The following is a 19,004-nucleotide window of genomic DNA, read 5'->3' as shown; positions in this document are numbered from 1 at the left end:
TCCTCTTTTAGATAATCATTGATGTCTTTTGCGAGCCTAGGCTCTAAATTTCCGCCGCCGTCCACGGGTAAAAAAGGACGAGCCGGGATATGGACGTTTCTATGTCTGCCGGCTCTGGAGGTGCCGAACTGGTGCGTAAGCCCGTAAGCAAATCCGCCGCTTGAGCTATTGTTTGAGACCGTAACGCTCTTTGCGCTAGCTCTTACGACCCAACGCCCGGCAAGCGCCCCCGAAAGCACTAAAATTTTCCTGCTGCCGCCCGCGCCGAATACGCTTAAAAAAGATTTCTTTTGCTTTTTTCCGTTTTTATAGTAGGCGTTTTGCCTGCCTCGTTTGACGTTTTTCACCCCGCCGCCGCCGAAATTTGCAAAGGCCGTAACCGACGATAACGGCTTCCATCTTTGCCCGAACGGGCTCGTTTCGTTTTCAAAGCTCTCCATTATCGAGTTTTTTACCATGCCGCCTATCGTGTTTAGCTTGCGCCGCATTCCCGCTTCATCCAGACTGGATTCTAGTGCTTGCAGCTTTCTTTGGATCTCTTCAAGGCCTTGTAAGTCTATGGGCATTTTTGTCCTTTTTTGTGGTATAATTACATTAATCGGGGCGCAGATTGCTAAGCCTTTGTGCAGGTAACGGCGTGGGGCAAATATGCCGCTTATGTTGCGGGTTCAAATCCCGCCCGCCCCGAACACCTTTTTGATCGATCCGTTTCTAATAAGCCCTACAATATCTCCTTTATTTGCCTTATCTAGCGTCAAAAGGTAGTTCTTTATCTTAAATTTTTTATGAGTCTTAGATATTTCTATGGGTATTAAATTTAACTTCGTATCGTCTTTTTCGTCTTTAAAAATGAACACTATATTGTTTTTGTCGTCTCTCGTATCGACGTAAGCATTGTTTTGATCATCTAAAATTTTAACTATTTGCCCTATTTCCTCAACTCTAAATGCATGCTCATAAGCGCTTTTTCTCTTTGGCGAGGCATGTATAAGGCGATCTTTTGTTAGGATTATCCCGCCGCTATTTACGTCTAGCCCTAAAATTTTACTCGCGGCATTTGCGATAGCTTCGCCTAAAAGCCCGACTTGCACCATATTTATGGGCGTTTTAGGGTCGTCTTTTACGATGATTTGTTCTACGGCTTCATCAAGCCCGCTTTGCCAGACGTATAGATTTCTTTTGCGCTCGAGCTTGCCCAAAAAGGCTTTGGCATTTTCGTAGAAGTCTTTTGAAACGGCTCTATCTTTTAGCTTTTCTACTTTATCGGCAAATACCGCATCAAGATTATCCGTTTTGCCTACGTTATACGCCCAGTCCGGATGCGGCTCTACGCTCGGGATATTTTCGGTAATGCTCCAGCCTCTGCTTTTTAGCTCTTGTTTGGTGTATGCTCTTGCTTTGCAGCGGCAATTCCAGGCGTTTGGCGGATAGTGCGTATCCCAAAACGGATGGTCTTTAGGCAAGATAACGCCGTGCAAGGCTCTATGCGAGGCTCTGGTTTTGCTATCGAGTACGGCAGTGTAGCGTAGGAACTGCGCGTCCGAGCTCATCGCCTCTTCGTATGCGCCCACGGCGTAAGCTACTCGCATATTGGTGTTATAGATATTTTTCAGCCTGCGGGATCCAACGTAAATTTGTTTGATTTCTCCGGTTTTAGGATCCTTGGCGTCTACGTTTCCGATCCAACCTTTTTTAGCGAGAGTAGGCAATAAGCTTTTCTTCCACTCCTCAAACCCCAGTCCGTTTTCGGCAGCATACGCTAGGCTTTCTTGAACGTCTGAAAGCAAATCAAGCTTCGTGATCTTGGCTACCGTAAACGCCCTATGATGAGCGCCGTGCATGATCTCGTCATAATCAAAATGCACCTCGGGGCGCTTTTGTCTGAGATATTCGACTACCTTTGCAGGCTCGGCATAAAAGTCAAATTTCACAAAACACCTTTTATATGTGCGTTTGCGATGATCTTCTCGAGCGTATCCTCGATAGCGTCAATATCCGCGCCCGGAAAGGCTTGCAGCATATTTTCATAAACTTCCTCGAAACTATCCGCGTTTTTAACGATATCCAAGATAGCTTTTTCTATCTGAGCCTCTTCGTCTTTGGTGTTTGCGCCGAAAGCCGCCTTATCTATTTCGTCTAAAAATTTTAACTTCTCAGGCGAGCCAAGCCCGCCTTGCGAGCGGGAGTTACACTCCCTGCACCCACCTAAAGGACTAAGATTGCTAGCGCAATCTAAATTATTGTTTCTCTCTAAATTAGAATTTGGGCTATTTCTAAAATTTGAATTCTTTACAGGCTCCGGCAGATCGAATTCTTTAGCCATATCTTTTGGGCTCATCTGATAACCCATAGGATGCAGGATGGATAGCACCTGCGCGCGCTGGAGTAGATCGCTATCCTTTTCTATCTGGATATTTAAATCGGCTTTTTTGCCAAACGTCTTATAAAAATTTTGTACTTCTCTGGCGGCAAATTTAACGTCGCCGGCGAGTATCTCTTTGCGGTTATAGTCGTGTACCTTGCTCATCGCAAAGCTGCCGGTGGAGCTAACGTTGGAACTTAGCACGGAGCCGTTTATGACTTTCGCTATCTCGCCGTCGCAGTAGCGAACGAACTCCATAAAATCGGCCTGAGATCCGCGCCCCTCTAAAACCTTGACCGTATCGTTTGGTCCAAATACTCCGTATGAGCCGCTACGCAAGTTTTTAAATGCTTCGGCCATAAGCGAGATAACCTTTTCGTCTCCGCTGGCGCTATTGCCGATAAGAGGCGGCACGCCTAAAAACTCGGTAAATTTAAGATACTGGCTTAGCACGTAGTGTTTTGCGTAGACTATCCATAAAACCTTTAGCAGCACGGGCTTTGCCGTGATAGATAGATAAAAAGGGGGCTTAGCTACGACGTCCTTGCCTTTGATATTTAGATGAGGCTTGTTTTCCTCAAATCGTATAAACTCCCGGTCCACTTTAGACACGCCAAGCGACGCGTCGTCTTTTAAATATAACTCAATCAAGCTAAAACCGAAAACTCTAGCCTCGACGCTCGCTTTTATGAGCTCTTCTATGTTTTCGTTCTCGTCTTCTCCCAGCGAGTGGGTAAAGAATTTGTTCGTGATAGACGATATTCTTTTTTCGCACTCGGCGCCCACGGAGCTATCTTTATCCTCGATCAGACTAAATACGGAAAACATCTCTTGCTGGTTTTTGGTTAGCAGTGCGGCTCTAATTTTGCCGCTTGAAAGTTCGCTATAGTTTTGAATATCGGTTTTTGAATAATCGCCTCTAGGTCGTAGCGACTCGAGCGCATATTTTATCGCGTCCGTTTTTTTCACTTTATATCCTTTTCGTAAATTTGCGTTTTAAGGCATTTTTATGCCTTTTTGGTAGTCTTGCTCTACCTTAAACGGCTTTTGGCATTCTAAACGCTCTCTAACCGCTTTAAAATTGATTTTTATTTATCTAACAAATCCCGCAAGAACTTCTCCTTGTCTTTTTGTTTTTGAAGTATCGCATTAACCTTTTCGTAATCGAAATTCGGAACCTTTGCTATACGCCACGCCATCTCTAAGCTATCAAGTCCGTCGTCGTGAGCGGACTTTGGGTATGTATCAAGCTCGTCTATAAAGATAAGCGAGTTTTTATCTACCAAAATTTGAGCGTTGTTTATCGGCGGAGTAAGGCTATCTATGCGAAGCTCTTTGGCTACCGAGTTTTTAAGCTCTACGATAGGCAGATAAATCCCTAGCTCGCGAGCTTTTTTATCGAGCATATCTTTGAAAAACTCTTGAAACTGGATCGTTTCTATGGCTATTTTTAGCGGACGATTGAGTCTTAATATATCAAGCGCCGCTTGAATTATTTTATCTATCATAAGCTCTGGTTTTAGTTTAAGCATTTTTACGCTTGCGTAAAATTTACCCGCCAAATACCCAAGCGTAGCAACCGAGAAATAATCCCCTTTCGTTTTGCCAAGTGCCGGGTCTATGCCCATATAATACGCGTCGCAAACGGGCATAATATCAAAGGTTTCATAACCGCTAAAGCTCGTTTCTTCGCGGCTTAAGGGAGTGTTTTGGTATTCGGACATAAAAGCGGCTTTGGAGCTTATAAATTCGTTCCAATATTTGGTTTTATTGAGCGAGCTGTCGTCAAGGATAAATTCATTAAGGTTCGGGGCGTCGGCGTCGATATTTGACGGAAACTCTCTAACCAAAGGATAGCTAAGCGTCTTAAAATCGCGCCTGGCTTCGATACGAAAAAGCAAGCTGTCGTAGTGTAAGGTGGTGCCTACTATGATGATATTATGGGTTTCGTCTCCCCTGGCGGGCAGTTTCATTATGGCCTTTTCAAACCAATTATAAAGCTTGTCGCGCTGCGCTTTGGTCTCTACGTTTTCGTCGTTCTCAAGGTCGTCGCCTATGATGAGATCGGGGCGAAATCCTCGCCAGTTTTCGCCTCTAATTTTCTTGCCCGATCCAAATACGCTAATCTTAAAAGGAGTATTTCCGCTATAAAATACAATCTCTTCTTCCGTCCATTTATCGCCCTTTGCGATGCCGAAGTCTTTTATAAAAAGCTCGTTTTCCTCAAATTCGTTTCTGATAAATTCAAGCGTCTTTTTGCTGAGCGTAATTGTGGCCGAGATGATGATGGCATTGCGTTTTTCTTGTTTAACCGCCGTTTTATAGATGGTATAAAGGCGCGATATTAAAGTAGTTTTTGCCGCGCCGCGGTAGGCCTTAAAGAGCAAATTTCTATTTTTGCGCGTGAGCTTGTCGGCGTTTTTATAGAACTCTTTTCTAAAAAAGCTGGTTTCTGGAAAGCGCACGTGATGGCTAAAATAAATTTCTACCATCTGCAAAAAGCCGCTTTTGGCTCTACGTACGCGTTCTTCTTGCAAGGGGTCGCTTATACGTTTAAGCCCCTTCAGCTTTGCTCTTAAAGTTTCAACGTCGTTCATACTTTAAGCGCCCTTTGGAGTATAGTATCGGCATTTGTGGCCAAAAAGTCCGTCACATGATCGTTTTTGCTTTTTTCGGCAAGGTCGGCTATTTCGCCGATCGCGTTTTGCACCGCCGATAAAACTTGAGCTTTTACGTCTGTTTTTAGGGGAGCTTTTAGGCGGTAGTACGCGCCGCTATACTCTTTGAGAATTTTTAGTCGTTTTTCGGGCTCCAACTCTTTGACCTCTTCAAAAGCGCGATCGAAGCTGTCTATAAGAGTGAGTATAAACTCTTCTTCGCTTTTTCTTATGGTCGCGACGTCTCTGTTTTTTGCTAGCGCTAAAGCGTCCCAGTCTACGCCCGCAGCCTTATCTTTGGCTTTTTTCTTATATATAGTTTGACGGGTCACGCCGTGGGTTTTAGCGATATCGGAAATCGAATAGCCCTTGATATACATATCTTTCATCTCAATATTTTTCATATATTTTTACTCCGCAGCGGAGCACAGCCCCGCTTTACGGGCGGAAGCGCAAGCGCTCCCTGCACCCACCTAAAGTTATATGTTTCGCTACTCGCGAAACGACAAGTAATGTTTTTCATATAAACCGGCTCGTCTTTCGATCTAAATTTCTGCCCCCAATTTTATTTCGTAAAAAAATAAATTTCACTCTATATACCGCATATATAGAGTGAAATTATTTTTAAAAACCCATAAAATTAGCGCAGATTTTTTAAAGGAGTATGCCCGTGGACGGCGTAAGAAGCAAAAACCTACTATCGCTAAATTATAAAGAAAACGAGCCCGTAAAGGTCTCGCCCGTCGGAGAGATAATGGGTCTTGACGGACGCGTATTTATGATCGACGGCGCCGCGCTACTAAAACGAATATCGTCAAACGGACTTCATATACCACTTGACGAAAACCACAGCTTCGGCGGCGCGCTTGGATGGTTTGATAAAGATAGTTTCGAGCTAAGAAACGACGGGATTTACGCAAAGCTAGAACTAAATAAAAACGGAGCGGCCCTGGTAAACGATAAAGTTTATAGATACCTAAGCCCGGTCTACGATACCGACGGCAGATACGTAACGGGCCTTGATAGCGTCGGTCTCGTTAATCGCCCAAACCTACTAAACAATACAATCAACTCAAAAGGAGAGAACATGAACGAACTTGAGGAGCTAAAAGCGAAATTTGAGGCTTTGCAAAAAGAGCTTGAAACAAGCAAAGCCGCAAACGAAACGCTAAAAGCGGAGCTTGCGGAAGCTAAAAAGCCCGCCGAGCAACCAAAACAAGAAGAAAGTAAAACAGGAAGCGAGGAAGCAAATAACGTCTCAAAGCAAATCGCCGAACTAGGCGCGAAAATAGCCAAGATGGAAGAAAATTTTAAAGGAATTTTTGGAAAATCCGAGCTGGAGAAAAACGCAAAAGCGAACGCTTTGACGGATGAGCAAAGCAAGATAGCGCGAATGCTTGGACTTAGCGACGAAGAATATAAAGGAGGAATGAACTAATGGCGCACTTTGAAGAAACGGCGATCGGCTTTAAAGCGACTTTTCAAAAAACGTTTAACAATACCAAAAGCGATGCGGACGTACTATCTATGCGTATAGAGAGCACTGATTTAAGCGAGAAATACGTATGGCTGGGTAACTTCCCTATGATGAAAGAGTGGATCGGAGATAGGGACGTTAAGAAATTTAAGGACTACGGATACGCCCTAGAAAACGTGCCTTACGAGGCTACAGTAGAAGTGCCGGTTAACCACCTCGAATACGATAAGGTGGGAGTATACAAGCCTGCGATCGAGCAAATGGCGTTTAACGCCAAAAAATTCGGCGCCGCTTTGACCGCAAAAATTTTGCTTGACGGTGAGGATACGACTAAGGGCAAATGCTACGACGGTAAGCCGTTTTTTAGTAACGCTCACGCCATGGGAACAAACACATATGCAAACGTAGGCACCGGCAAGCTAACTCCGGATAATCTGCTAGCGGCAGACGCACTGATGATGAGCATAAAAGGCGATAACGATCAAGCGCTGGGGGTAACTCCTACCCATCTAATCTGCGGCCCCAAAAATAAAAAACAAGCTATACAGGCAGTTAAAAAAGAGTATCTAACCGGAGGGGAGAGTAATCCGACGTACCAAAGCTATGAGCTTTTGGTGTTGCCTGAAATAACAGATACCAGCTGGTATCTGATGGATCTTGGAAAACCTGTCAAACCTTTCGTGTTACAAGTAGCTAAAGACGGAGTATTTGAGTCGAGCAACGACTATAAATTTATGAAAGATAAGGCGCTGTTTGGCTGCAAAAGCTTTATGAACGCCGGATATGCGTTGTGGCAGCTTGCATACAAGAGCAGCGGCGTTTGATAGATGCCGCTCTCAAGTCGAACAACGACTAAAAATAAGGAGGACTCATATTCATGGCGCACTATTGCATAGACGATTTTAGAGAGGTTAGCGATGGAGATGATAGAGAAGTTGCTACAAAGAGCGAGGCAGAGCCTATACAACCAGGAGGAGATAGACCGACAGCTTTGCCAAACGGCGATGAACGAAGCCAGACAGATAACAAGCAACAAGGAGATACCGGAGGCGATGCTGCTGGATCTAGCGATGTTTCGCCTGAAGCTACACCTGAAGACGGCGGAGATAGCGGATTGGGAGGTAGCTCTGGCGAAGGAGGCGATAAGGCTGGCGCAAAGTCTAAAAAGTGAGGACGGTAAGCTAGGCGTTTGTGCGCACGGGCAAAGAACGTCCGAGTTTGACGACCCGGGCGCTAAGATATGGCTTAAATTTGGAGACTAAGATGAGGCTAAGAGAAGCGATAGAAAAAATCAAAGAGATATTTCCTAAAGCTATTTGCATAAACGGCGTAGAAACCATTAAGCAAAACGGTCTTTACCTAGTATTTGACGGGTGCGATGCCGCCTCGTCCGCGATAGACTTAGCCAAATTTGCTCTCGTGCTAGCGGCAAATTCGCTTGATAGCGATAATTTTGCGGCGTTAAGAGAGCTTGAGCAAATCAGAGCCGAGCTTTTTCGCTTCGGCGCTAAATACGGCAAAAACTACTATAAACAAACAAAAGCCGCAAAATTTGAAGGTAGCACCTTGTATCTATATGCGGTAATTTTTGAGATAGAGATCGACGCCGTAGAAATAGATTAAATTAAAAAAGGAGAAAAAATGGCACAAGAAAAAGTAGCAAGACTGGCCGTAGCTACGGTGAGCTTCACGCCACAAGGCGCAAGCGAGAGTATCACACTAGGCTACCAGCAGAGCGTATCGCTCAATAGGACTATCGAGAAAAAAGAGCTACTCTCAAATGACGAGAGTCTGGGAGAGACGGTGATGGAACTTGAAACGAAAGCGGAGTATAACTTCAACACCGAAATCGGCGATATAAATATCGCAAATTTGGCGCTTTGCTTCAAAGGCGTAGTAGAGGACGTGACATACGCCGCAGCCGGCAAATTTTTCAACGAAAAAACCATCAAAGCCGACACCGAACAAATACGAATCGGCGATCCGGTGCTAAAAGATGGCAAGATCTACACCGCTACGGAAAACATGGCGGCGGGCAGCTTCACGATAGATAAGTGTGCGCCAAAGGTTTACCCGGCAAAGTTCAAAAGAATCGCGCCGCAAAAACTCGCAAATTCGCTCGGCAAAATCATAGTCGAGGGTAAAAACCTAGCTACAAACAAGGCTCAAATCCTCGTCATTCCGCTGGCAAACCTAAGTTTTGAGGGCGACGTGAGCGTAAGCGGGACCGATTTTGCCAAGCTAAGCCTAAAAGGTAAAGTGCTAAAGGCTCCGGGCGAAAATCTATTTAGCTTTATGGACGGCGAGTAGTCGCAAAGGCAGGCTTAGCTCGCCTGCAAAGTAAAAATAAAAAAAGGAAAAAAAATGAAAACACGCTTTCCGTTTGAAATAAACATCGACGAAAACAAATTCAAACTCGAGTACAGAGAGCTCAAAAAGAGCGAAGCAAGAGATCTGGTAGGAGAATTTGCAGAACTAAAAAAGCAAATAGACGCTAGCGACGCACTCAAAAGCGAGATAGCTTCGCTTGAAGAGAAAAAGGAGATCAAAAACGGCATAGCCTCTACCCAAAGCGGCGACAAAAAAGCCAAAACACTGCAAGAAGTGCTTGCACTGATTGAGCAGATAGACGCAAAGAGAGCGGAGCAAAAAGAGCTAGCTAGCGCTTCTATCGATCTTGACGTAGCGGCAAAGAAGAGGTTTGATCTTACTCTTGGCGGAGAGGACTTGGAGAAATTTAAGGCCGAGATCGAGGATAAAGGCCTAAGCTATCTATCGGTTATGGGCGCAATCGACTCGGCTATAGAAGCCGAACGCGTAAAAAAGTAGAGAGGCTGCTTGCCTGCGTTGAAGCAAAAATGAGCCCGGATGATTTCGGGCTTGATTATTACGAGGCTCTTATGCTTCGGGGGCTTCATACGGCAAGCGTGGTAAAGCGAGACTTTAACGGCGGATATTTTGAATGCGAAACTATCGTTTTAAAGGCTTTTTGTAAGCGTTTTAAAATCGATTTTTTATGGATGTTTGACATTTCAAAACGCTATCTTGCCGCAATGAATAAAAGAGAGTAGAGCAAAAAATATGGCTAATAGCGACGTAAGCATAACCATCACCATAGACGGGCAAACTCATAGCTTGCGTACCGCAAGAAGCGACGTAAACGAGCTGGGGCGCAGCATAACCGGAGCTAATAGCGCCGCAAATACTCTTTGCGACTCTCTTGGAAAAATGGTGCTTGCCGTAGGCGGCGTAGCTGCGCTTACGGCTGCTTTTAAAACCTTTGCAGCCTCGGGTATCGAAGCAAACCGCAGCTTTGAAAACCTTAAAATCCAGCTCACGGGCCTAATCGCGGCCAATTCTTCAAACGTAAGTATGATGGGCAAAACCCTCGACGCTCATACCAAATGGAATATGAGCATGAAAGAGAGCGAGGGAATACTAAAAAAGCTCAACGAAACCAACGCCAAGACCAAATTTACGCTTGAAGAGATCACCGGCGCCTTTAATATGTTTTATGCTACCTCTGCGGGCCAAGGCAGCAGAAACAAAGCCGTGCAGGCTATGGATAGCATAGCTCTAGCAGCCCAGGCTGTCGGCAAAAACCTAAGCGATCTAACTCCTATGATGGATAGCCTAGCTACGGGCACGGTGGTAGCAGCTTCCGAGATGGGCAGCTTTATGAAGATAGTGGGCCTCACAAATGAAGAGTTAAAAAAGGCGAGCTCTGAGGGCAAAGTCTACGACGTAATCATAGAAAAGCTAGCCAAATATAAAGAGCTTAGCGCCGAGGCGGCTAAGGGCTACGAAGTGGCTTTGGGGTCGCTAAAAAACGAGCTAACCGAGCTCACTAGAGAGCTAACTAAGCCGATGTTTGACGTACTTACTTCTGGCATCGCCTCTTTTTCAAATTTCGTAAAAGAGAACAAAGCTACGATCATAGAGTGGGCGGGGCATATCGTGACCGCCGGAAAACACCTAGGGCTGCTTGCCGGAGCATTCGTAGCGGCCAAGATAGGTACGGCGGCTTTTAACGCCGTGCTTGGTATATCAAGAGCTGCTATGGCGATCTTTTCGTCGTCCCTAACCGCTACTATTACGCTTACGTCCGCGCTTGGGACCGGTATTACGGCACTCAAAGCGGCATTTAAAGGCTTTTTGCCAACCGCGGTAATATTCGGCGCGGTTGAAGCGTTTATGGCGCTCAAGGACGGCATGGACGGAGCAAGGGCTAGCGGCGAAAAGCTAAATCAGATCCTAAATACTACAAGCGAAGAGCTCAGTAAGTTAACCAAAAATCAGCTTGAATTTCGTCTAGTCGAGATCCGCAGAGAGCTAGACGCCACCAAAAAAGAGGCCGGCAAGCTACAAGACAAGATCGCAAACGGCTTTATTTTTATGACCAAAGATAACCTTATAGAAAACAGAGCCAAACTAGACGAACTTCAAAACAACATCCTTGATCTAGGCGCGGCCTACGGCGAGGTCGAGGACGTGCTAAACGGCAGAGGCAAAGGCGGCGCGAGCTCGGGCGAATCAAAAACCGACTCCTTGCTGCAAAACAAAATCGACGCCGTAAGCGCTGCTTTGGATAAAGCCGGCGAAAAAGCCAAAAACGTGACTACGATAGGACGCCTAAAAACGGAGCTGGCCGAGATCGACGGCCTCATAAAAAATTTACAAAACCCTATAGCCGATCCCGAGAAAGAAAAGCAGAGGCTCGATACGCTCGAGGCCTTGCAAGTTATGCGCGAAAAAACGGCCAAACAAATAGCCGAATTTAACAAACAAGACGTAAAAAGTCTAGGCGACGTAAACTCCGCATATCGCGAGATAGCGCGCATAGGCATGAGCGAATACGAGAAAAAACTCGACGACATCAATCAAAAAGAAAGAGATTGGATCAAAAACGGCGTAAGCAGACAAGATGCGGCCGCGGCAAAGAAAAAGCTATTTGATATATTGCAAACGGAAGAAGCAAACAAGGCTATCAAGGAGTACAAAGATTTTCTAAACGAAAAAGAGGCTGCGCAAAAAGAGTACTATGAGGCTATCGGCGAATACGAAAAAGCGTGGAGCATAGAAAGCGCTAAAACCAAAGAAAAAATCAAAAAGCTTGAGCTAAGCGAAGAGGACGCCAAAAAATACCTCGAAATCCAAAAGAAAAAATACCTCGAGCCGTATGTCAAAAACTCAAAAGCCGCCTTTAAGGACATAAAAAATAGCTGGGCGGACACCGTCTCGTCCATGTCAAAGACCGTCGATGACGGTTTTTTTAACTTCTTCATCGGAAAAACAAAGAGCCTAAAAACAGCCCTCAAAGACATCGGCACGAATTTAATGCGCGATATGATTTCTCCATACGCGCGCGTCTTGTCGCAAGGCATTTCGGGCGGCTTTGGGGCATTGCTTGGCGGCGGGTCAAATTTGGCCTCTATCGCCTCAAATCTCGGCCTTGCCAAAAACGATAGCGGTGGCTGGATAGGGTCAGTCGGCGGTACTACGGTAGAGCTATCAAGCACGGGGCAAATTTTGCGCGGGGCTAGCGCGCTAGACAAAAGCACGACTAGCTTGCTTAGCTCGGTTTCAAATTTGCAAAGCGCATACTCTTTGCTTACTAGCGGATATACGGGCTTTATATCTAGCTTTACGAGTACGCCTGCGCTAAATGCTGCTAGCTGGCTATCTATGCACGGATACGCGGGGCTTGGTCAAGGCGTATACGGCTTTGGCACCGGCGTAAAAGGCGCTCTAACGGCTACGCAGTTTAGTAGTGCCGGCACGGCTCCGTATATGGCGGGCTCTGCGTTTGGCGGAGCGGCTCTTGGATACGGTATCGGCTATCTCGGGGACAAGCTTTTTAAGGCAAATACATACGCTAGCACGGGCGGAGCGCTCGGAGGAGCTGCGGGTGGTCTGATAGCGGGTATGAAAGCGGGATCGTCTGTGGGTCCTTGGGGCGCAGTCATAGGCGCGGTAGCGGGCGCGCTAATAGGCGGGGCTTTTGGAAAGAAAAAGGCGACCGGCAGCGGTATTTCGCTGTTGCAAGACATCACGGCGGGCGACGCGCTAAGCAACCAAAACATCCGTTCCTACGTCGATATGCAAAAGAAAGGCTGGTTCTCAAAGAAAAGCTGGACTGAAATGAGCGACCTAGACGACGCCTCTATGGGAGAGATCGGCGCACAGCTTCGCTCTATGGATAGGATGGCTAGCCGCGCCGGAGCTTTGGCGAGCCTAACCCTAAAATCAGGCAAGTATAGCGGCGAAAGCCTAGCCAATGAGGGCTTTGCAAAGGCAATACTCCGCTCAATGACCGGGCAAGCAGAGCAAATGTGGGCGGAGGTCGCCGAAAGCGGCGGCAAGAAGCGAAAAGGCTTGCTCGGCAAGATAGGTGGGGTATTTGAAAAGGCTATGAAATTTAGCCCGTCCTCGATCGTCAACCGCATCACGAAGCCTCTCGACGATGCCGTAAGCAAGGCAATGAACAAAGCAGGCCTGGGCATGATCGACAATATGGCGCGCGGTATGAGAGACGAGTTTGGCAGGGCTAGCGACGGAAACATATTCGGACTCAAAAGCTCCCGCAAGATAGACGACCTGCTAAATTTGAGCAAAGACGAGACAAATAAAAATCAAAGACTCGTCGATAACCCCGAGTTTTCCAGAATGTGGAAAGACTGGGAGGAGCAAGCCAAAAAGGCCAACAAAAAAGTAATCGAGCTTATGAGCGAGAGCCTAGGAGCGATCGCGGATAGCTACAAGAGCCTTGAGCTTTTGACCGTGAGAAACCCTATCAAGCAGGTAGAAATCTCTATGCGTCAAGCCTTTGAGAGCTTCACGGACGCGGCCGAAGCTTTGAAGCTTGACATCCCAAAAGAGATGGGCAGTATCGCCGATCTTTCAGTGGGGCAAATGGCGCAGGCATACCGCAAAGCTATCGCAAGCGACTTCACAAAAAGCAACGTAGACAGCCTAAACGGGCTAGTCAAGGCTTACGAAGCGGCGAAAAAGGCGCAAGACGAGTACACCAAAGCTCTAATCAGCTTCACGCAAAGTATAGCTCAGACTCAAGCCGGCTTTTTTGCGGCAGTCGGCAGAGACACAAACGTACTAACTTTGCAAAACATTTATACCAAATTTCGCGCTCTAGCAGGAAGCATAGAGGGCGATCTGGGCGCGGACGAAATGAGCCGCGTCTCAAAGCTGGGAAACACGAACGATCCTAGGGTTTGGGCGGAGTATTTCTACCGTATGAGCGCGGCGCAGATGCAAGAGTTTCTCTCTACCGGCAACGTCGAAATGAGAAAGCAACTGCTTGAGGCCGTAACCGAGTACAACAACCACAGAAACCAAAACGGCGGCCGCGACGTCTGGCTCAAATCCCTCACTGGGCTTGAAGAAATCGTCAAACAAATCAAAGCCCTGGATCTAGCAGAGCAAGCAAGAAAGACGCTCGAAGCGCAAAAGCAGCAACTTTCTATCCTAAATTTGCAGCGCGCGGCGGTAGAAAAGCTAGCCTCTATGGCGAGCAAAATCCGCGAAAACGTCATCGACAATCAAACCGCGGGTATAAACTACGCCCTAGCGCTACAAAAAGCAAAAGCGGCGTTTAGTGCGGGCAACTACGACGCCAAGGCCTACGACGAGCTAAATAGCGCCGTAGCCAAGCAGGAACAAAACCTGCGAGATAACGCGGCCACCTATCAAGACTACCGCTACGAAATGCTCAAACTAGCAAATGAGGTAGAAGGCATAGCCGGCGACGTAAATTTGGGAGATTTGCTCGAGCAAATCAAAAAGCTAGACAAGCTGCTAAACAGCGCAAACGACACATATTCGCAGCAACTTGACGCGCTAAAAAAACAAAAAGAGGCGCTAGAGCTTGATAGCCAAAACCAAATCCACGCCCTGCACGATCTGCTTGGCAAGGATAGCCCCGTAGTGGCACATCTGCAATCGGTTAGAGATGCGATTATAGCGGGCAAGGCTGCACCCGAATACAAAGGCGCGCCGCCCGCAAACATATCAAACGGAGCTACCACCGCAAACGGCGCGGTGCTAAGCTCGCAGCTAGATCGCGATATAAACTCTATCTACAAAGACGTACTAGGCCGCAGTGTAGAACAAGGCGGGCTGGATGCTTGGAAACGCAAAGCCCAGCTAGAAGGCCTTTCAAAACAGCAACTACGAGCGCAGATAGAAGCTACGGCAAGAGCCGTCACGGGCGGCAATTCAAAACAAGACTTCATCGAGTGGAGTAAGAAACGAGGCTACAAGCCCTTTGCCGACGGCGGTATAGTCACTCGTCCTACGCGCGCGCTCATAGGCGAAGCAGGCTACGACGAGGCGGTCATTCCGCTTGACGGCCGCGGTATCAAGGTGGACATGGGCGGAGCCTTTGAGGCGCTAGCAAAGAGGCTAGAAAGGGTGGAGCAAATAGCCGCAAACATAGGAAGGGACGTGAGAGAAATGACGATGAACGCAAGGCAAACTATAGACAATGGAGCCGTAAACGTAAGGAGCATAGCATGACGGTAGTAGAAAAAGTGGATCTAACCCTCAAAGAGACCAACGCGCCCGCAGATACGATAAGAGCCTTCTCAAAGGGTATGAACGTAGAGCTTGGCGAGGAGATCATATACGAGGGCGAAAAATACAAGGCCGCAAAGGCGATGACGAATATCCAGACCGAACCGGATAAGGATATAGCAAATTTCGCCCACATGGGAGCCATCAACGAAAAAGCGATGTTTGATAGGTACATCGGAACGCAAACGAAAAAGAAAGACGGGCAGCCGCTGAAATTTAAGGTCGACACTGGCAAAAAGCGCGTGAACTGCTTTTCTTTTTTTAACATCGACGGCAGCGAGATATTTATACGCAAGGACGGCAACACGATAGCCCATAAACGCCTGCTCAACGCCGGCAGCCGTAGCTGGTGGGAGTATTTTTTCGAGTTTGGGCAAGACTACAAAAAAGACGTGGTGCTATATACAGAAAAATACTTCGGGGAGTTTGAGATAGAGATCACGCCAAACCGTTTAGGGGCAAATTTAGGCCATTTTTCTGCCGGGCAACGGGTGTTTCTTGGCTTTACCGAACTAGAAGCCGAGTTTGGCGTCAACGACTATAGCAGAAAACAAAAGACTGCCTACGGAGACGTCTTCATAGCAAAAGGTCGCACAGCAAACTATATGAGCCTTGCGGTTGTGCTGCCTACCCCGCAGATAGACCGCACGAGAGATACGCTCAAAAACCTATGCGGAGAGCTTACGACTTTTATCGGAGACGAGAAAGACAAGGGCTTCAAGAGCCTGTTAGTCTTTGGGTTTCTCAATGATTTTAGGATCAAGATCACGGGCGAGCAGTATAGCTCGCTAAGTATAAACGTAGAGGGAATAATCTAAATTTAAAGGAGAGAAAATGAAACAAATAACTAAGTTGCCCCAGCCGCCTACCACGGCCGAGCCTCAAAATTTCGACGACCGAGCCGACGTGTTCGTAGCGGCTCTTAACCCATTTAGAGACGAAGCAAACGCTTTAGCTGAGGAAGCGGAAGCAAATGCTCAAAGAAGCGAGGACGCAAGCGCTACCGCCCAAAGCGCAAAAGATGCCGCACAAGCATCCGCGCAAACGGCAAGCGAAGCAAAAGAAGCGGCAGCAATAAGCGCTAGCGAAGCCGAGAGTAGCGCGCAAGCGGCAGCCCAAATCAAGACGCAAACGCAAGAAATCAAGCAAAGCGCGCAAGAAGCGCTCACGGCTATCGCGGACGCAGCCCAGAGCAGCGCACAGGCCGCAAAACAAAGCGAGCAAGCCGCCGAGCAAACAAAAACAGAGCTACAAACGGCAACAAATACGCTAGAGCAAATGAAAAACATCGTAAAAGACGGCTTCATCGACGACACCGGCCAAAGCGAGACGAAAACCTACTCGAGCAAGAAAATAGCAGAACTAAACGAAACATTGAGCGCGGACGTAACTCAAAAACTAGACCAAACCGGCAAAGAAATAAGAACTGCGGCTATGAGCGGAGCTATGCCGTCTGCTTACGAGAGCGACCTTGCGATGTGGGATTATATGGAGGCTTCCCCGGTCGTGGCAAACGAGCAGCAGGTTCCTACTGGCCAAAACAATTATGCCCTTTTGAGTACTCTTTTGTTTGAAGGCGACATTAATCTCTGGACGTATAACCATAGCGTAATACCGATCGCGTTTGAGGGATCGGACGAAATTTTGCCGTTTAGGAAAGGTGATGCTGTGGCTATATATAACATAGAAAAAACCATAACGCTAATAGACGGCGGCAAGGCATACGTATATTGTCAAAAAGACAGTAGCGTCTATATTTTTAGCGCAGCAAAAGGGATGAAAGGCTTTAACAAAAATAGTCAAACCCCAGACAGAGATCCGCTACAAAGCTTTGAAAGCAAATATCTGATTTATCTAGATACGTCAAAAAAAGAGGCCTACGTTTATACAGTGGACGCGGCGGCTGGGACCTTAAAATTCGCGTTTAAGAAAAAGATAGATGACGATAAATTTAGCGCTTACGGGAGCGCTTACGTGGCGTTTAACTACCTAAAAATAGGCGATTTTACGTTTAAAATCACAGATACCGACCTAACTCTTGCAAGCGAGGGCGAGATTTATCTGCCTAAGCGGCTAGACGGCGATATTAGGACGCCATTTCATCGTAGTTCGCCTAGCGGCTTTATTATCTCGGGTGAGTACGTTTACGACGTTAAAAGCGGTAAGGCTTTAAAACCCATCATAAATCTTAAATTTTCCGGTTTTTTAGGAAGAACCGACTATTTGGTAATAAAAAACTTTAGCGACGAATATTATTCCCCTAGCTATATCTACGACGTTAAATACGGAGTTAGATGCGTTCGTATGCCTGAGGAATACTACCCCGTAAACGTCTCTCTTAAAGACGGATACGCTTATGTCTTATTTGTACGTGCAGCTTCGAGAAACCCTAGATTTTATATCCCAGACATAATAATGGGCATAAAAATACCGATGAAATTTTTAACGGGCAAAAACTACAAAGGATAAACAATGAAAGAGTATTTTAAAAACGACGACAAACAGTTTGCGTTTAGACCAAAAAAGGCTTTGCCTTTGTCTTTAATGCAGCCTATAAAATTAAATTTAATCGGCGAGTTTGATTTTTTAGACGAGTATCAACGGCTTATCAGGATAAACGAGGATAATTTTTTATGCACAAGCGTCGACGGGCTTTTTCGTGGGACTGCCGGGGCGCAAAAATATGCGCTTGCGATTTTAAATATAAAAGACAACACCCTTAAGGGAATAGACCTAAAAAGAAGTACGCCGACCAATTTTAGACTAAGTTTTTGCTTATTTAAAGGCAAGCTAGAGATTTTTGTAAGTTTTATGGGCGAAAATAGAATATTCTTAGTAAAGGATTTAACCATAGTAAAAGTACTAGACGGCTATACGGTATATTCGGACAGCAATAGCTACTATGGGTATTGCGGATTTAATGGAGTGCTTAAAGGTACTTTTAGCGAGGGAGTATGCTATATTTTTGATGGAGAAAAACTATCCTATTCGCCAAACGCTCGCTATGGCGAGGGGCGCCCCATTGTCAGCCCCGGCAGTACTTTTGAAGGGGCTACAGTCCCGTATATTCTAGGCGACAGCGACTTTTCTAGGAAAAGAAGGGAAAATTTGTTAGCAAATCTTATTGGAGCCTCAACGCCGATATTTAGCGGCAAGGCGATATTTCTAAAAAAAGATGAGCTATATATAACGCCGATTTTTCAAGACAACGTTATTGAGATCAAGGAGTAGCCGATGAAACCCACCCTAAAACAATGGCTACAAGTAGCCAAAAATTTCATCATCGAGCTTCCGCTTGAGATACTTGCCTTTTTCATTGTGCCGATCGCTTTGCTTTTCGCAAAAAAGAGCGACGATCATCTGCCGCGATGTTTTCGCTGGTTTGAGGATGCGGGCGACTACTACGATGGGCAAAGCGCGGCCATAAACGGCGACGGCGGATGGAGACGGGATCACTTCCCGCCCCCTAAAAACCGAACTTATTTCGCTCGTCTTTGCTGGCTACTGCGAAACCGCATCGGGTATTTTTGCGTGAAATACCTCGGCGTAAAAACAAGCGAGATAGACCCCGCCTCTATCAAAACGTTCGGAGACCCGTCCGTCACGTCAAACGGCGGCAAAGCAAGCTCGTGGTGCAAGGTAGAGTGTAGGCTCAAAGACGGACGTGAGCGTTTCGGCTACTACCGCACGATTAGGTGGTGCAAAGGCTTTTATGTCCGCATTTACGTGGGCTGGAAGCTCATGGACATAGCCGGCGCAAATCCCGAAAATTGGCACGAATACACTGAGGGCGAGGACAAAAAGGTGCTAAAGACTGTGTGGGCATTTCACCCCATGAGAAAGGTCAAAGAATGAACGCATCAACAAAGAAATTCGTACTGATCGCGGCAGCCGTCCTCATCATAACCGCCGCGGTAAA

The 19,004-nt window shown here is 46.6% G+C and carries 17 protein-coding genes; 12 read left to right on the top strand and 5 right to left on the bottom strand.

The window, feature by feature from the left end; translation table 11 throughout:
- The 5 genes from Q0394_RS05365 to Q0394_RS05345 all read right to left on the bottom strand — a co-directional run.
- Positions 1-566, bottom strand: a 566-nt coding sequence (locus Q0394_RS05365) for a phage virion morphogenesis protein (RefSeq protein WP_298945928.1), incomplete at its 3' end; no start/stop codon positions are given.
- Positions 567-668: 102 nt separating this feature from the next.
- Entirely contained in the window at positions 669-1,931 is a 1,263-nt protein-coding gene (locus Q0394_RS05360; RefSeq protein WP_298945926.1) for a phage minor head protein, read from the bottom strand.
- Positions 1,928-3,331, bottom strand: a complete 1,404-nt coding sequence (locus Q0394_RS05355) for a DUF935 family protein (protein ID WP_298945924.1) — start codon at positions 3,329-3,331, stop codon at positions 1,928-1,930. Before Q0394_RS05355 ends, Q0394_RS05360 begins: the two co-directional genes overlap by 4 nt.
- 119 nt (positions 3,332-3,450) lie before the next feature.
- A complete protein-coding gene (terL, locus tag Q0394_RS05350; RefSeq protein WP_298945922.1) occupies positions 3,451-4,959 on the bottom strand; it encodes a phage terminase large subunit in 1,509 nt (502 codons plus the stop codon).
- Positions 4,956-5,423, bottom strand: coding sequence for a DUF1804 family protein (locus Q0394_RS05345; protein ID WP_298945920.1), 468 nt, complete (start codon positions 5,421-5,423; stop codon positions 4,956-4,958). The genes terL and Q0394_RS05345 overlap by 4 nt, the downstream gene beginning before the upstream one ends.
- A 266-nt stretch (positions 5,424-5,689) precedes the next feature.
- Between Q0394_RS05345 and Q0394_RS05340 the strand changes: the two genes are divergently transcribed.
- From Q0394_RS05340 to Q0394_RS05285, 12 genes are all read left to right on the top strand, one after another.
- Positions 5,690-6,457 (top strand): phage protease, encoded by a 768-nt coding sequence (locus tag Q0394_RS05340; protein ID WP_298945917.1) that lies wholly within the window; start codon positions 5,690-5,692, stop codon positions 6,455-6,457.
- On the top strand, positions 6,457-7,320 hold the full coding sequence (locus tag Q0394_RS05335; RefSeq protein WP_298945915.1) for a Mu-like prophage major head subunit gpT family protein: 864 nt from the start codon (positions 6,457-6,459) through the stop codon (positions 7,318-7,320). The genes Q0394_RS05340 and Q0394_RS05335 overlap by 1 nt, the downstream gene beginning before the upstream one ends.
- Positions 7,321-7,419: 99 nt before the next feature.
- Entirely contained in the window at positions 7,420-7,758 is a 339-nt protein-coding gene (locus Q0394_RS05330; RefSeq protein WP_298945913.1) for a hypothetical protein, read from the top strand.
- A gap of 1 nt (position 7,759) precedes the next feature.
- Positions 7,760-8,119 (top strand): hypothetical protein, encoded by a 360-nt coding sequence (locus tag Q0394_RS05325; protein WP_298945911.1) that lies wholly within the window; start codon positions 7,760-7,762, stop codon positions 8,117-8,119.
- An 18-nt stretch (positions 8,120-8,137) separates the two neighbouring features.
- Entirely contained in the window at positions 8,138-8,806 is a 669-nt protein-coding gene (locus Q0394_RS05320) for a hypothetical protein (protein WP_298945909.1), read from the top strand.
- A 54-nt stretch (positions 8,807-8,860) separates the two neighbouring features.
- Positions 8,861-9,325: a hypothetical protein gene (locus tag Q0394_RS05315; protein ID WP_298945906.1), complete on the top strand. Its 465-nt coding sequence runs from the start codon at positions 8,861-8,863 to the stop codon at positions 9,323-9,325.
- A 29-nt stretch (positions 9,326-9,354) separates the two neighbouring features.
- Positions 9,355-9,567 (top strand): hypothetical protein, encoded by a 213-nt coding sequence (locus Q0394_RS05310; protein WP_298945904.1) that lies wholly within the window; start codon positions 9,355-9,357, stop codon positions 9,565-9,567.
- A gap of 10 nt (positions 9,568-9,577) precedes the next feature.
- Positions 9,578-15,028, top strand: a complete 5,451-nt coding sequence (locus Q0394_RS05305; protein ID WP_298945903.1) for a hypothetical protein — start codon at positions 9,578-9,580, stop codon at positions 15,026-15,028.
- Complete coding sequence (locus Q0394_RS05300; protein ID WP_298945901.1) at positions 15,025-15,903, top strand: hypothetical protein; 879 nt, start codon at positions 15,025-15,027, stop codon at positions 15,901-15,903. The genes Q0394_RS05305 and Q0394_RS05300 overlap by 4 nt, the downstream gene beginning before the upstream one ends.
- A gap of 16 nt (positions 15,904-15,919) precedes the next feature.
- A complete protein-coding gene (locus Q0394_RS05295) occupies positions 15,920-17,554 on the top strand; it encodes a hypothetical protein (RefSeq protein WP_298945899.1) in 1,635 nt (544 codons plus the stop codon).
- Between the two features lie 3 nt (positions 17,555-17,557).
- Positions 17,558-18,316 carry a hypothetical protein gene (locus Q0394_RS05290; RefSeq protein WP_298945897.1) on the top strand — a complete coding sequence of 253 codons (759 nt, stop codon included), beginning with the start codon at positions 17,558-17,560 and terminating at the stop codon, positions 18,314-18,316.
- 3 nt (positions 18,317-18,319) lie between these two features.
- Complete coding sequence (locus tag Q0394_RS05285; RefSeq protein WP_298945894.1) at positions 18,320-18,940, top strand: hypothetical protein; 621 nt, start codon at positions 18,320-18,322, stop codon at positions 18,938-18,940.
- The last annotated feature ends 64 nt before the right edge of the window (positions 18,941-19,004 follow it).

It is taken from the genome of uncultured Campylobacter sp. (assembly GCF_938039205.1).
Classification (GTDB): domain Bacteria; phylum Campylobacterota; class Campylobacteria; order Campylobacterales; family Campylobacteraceae; genus Campylobacter_A.
The sequence above is the reverse complement of the archived record's forward strand: the minus strand, read 5'-3'. Positions and strand labels throughout refer to the sequence as shown.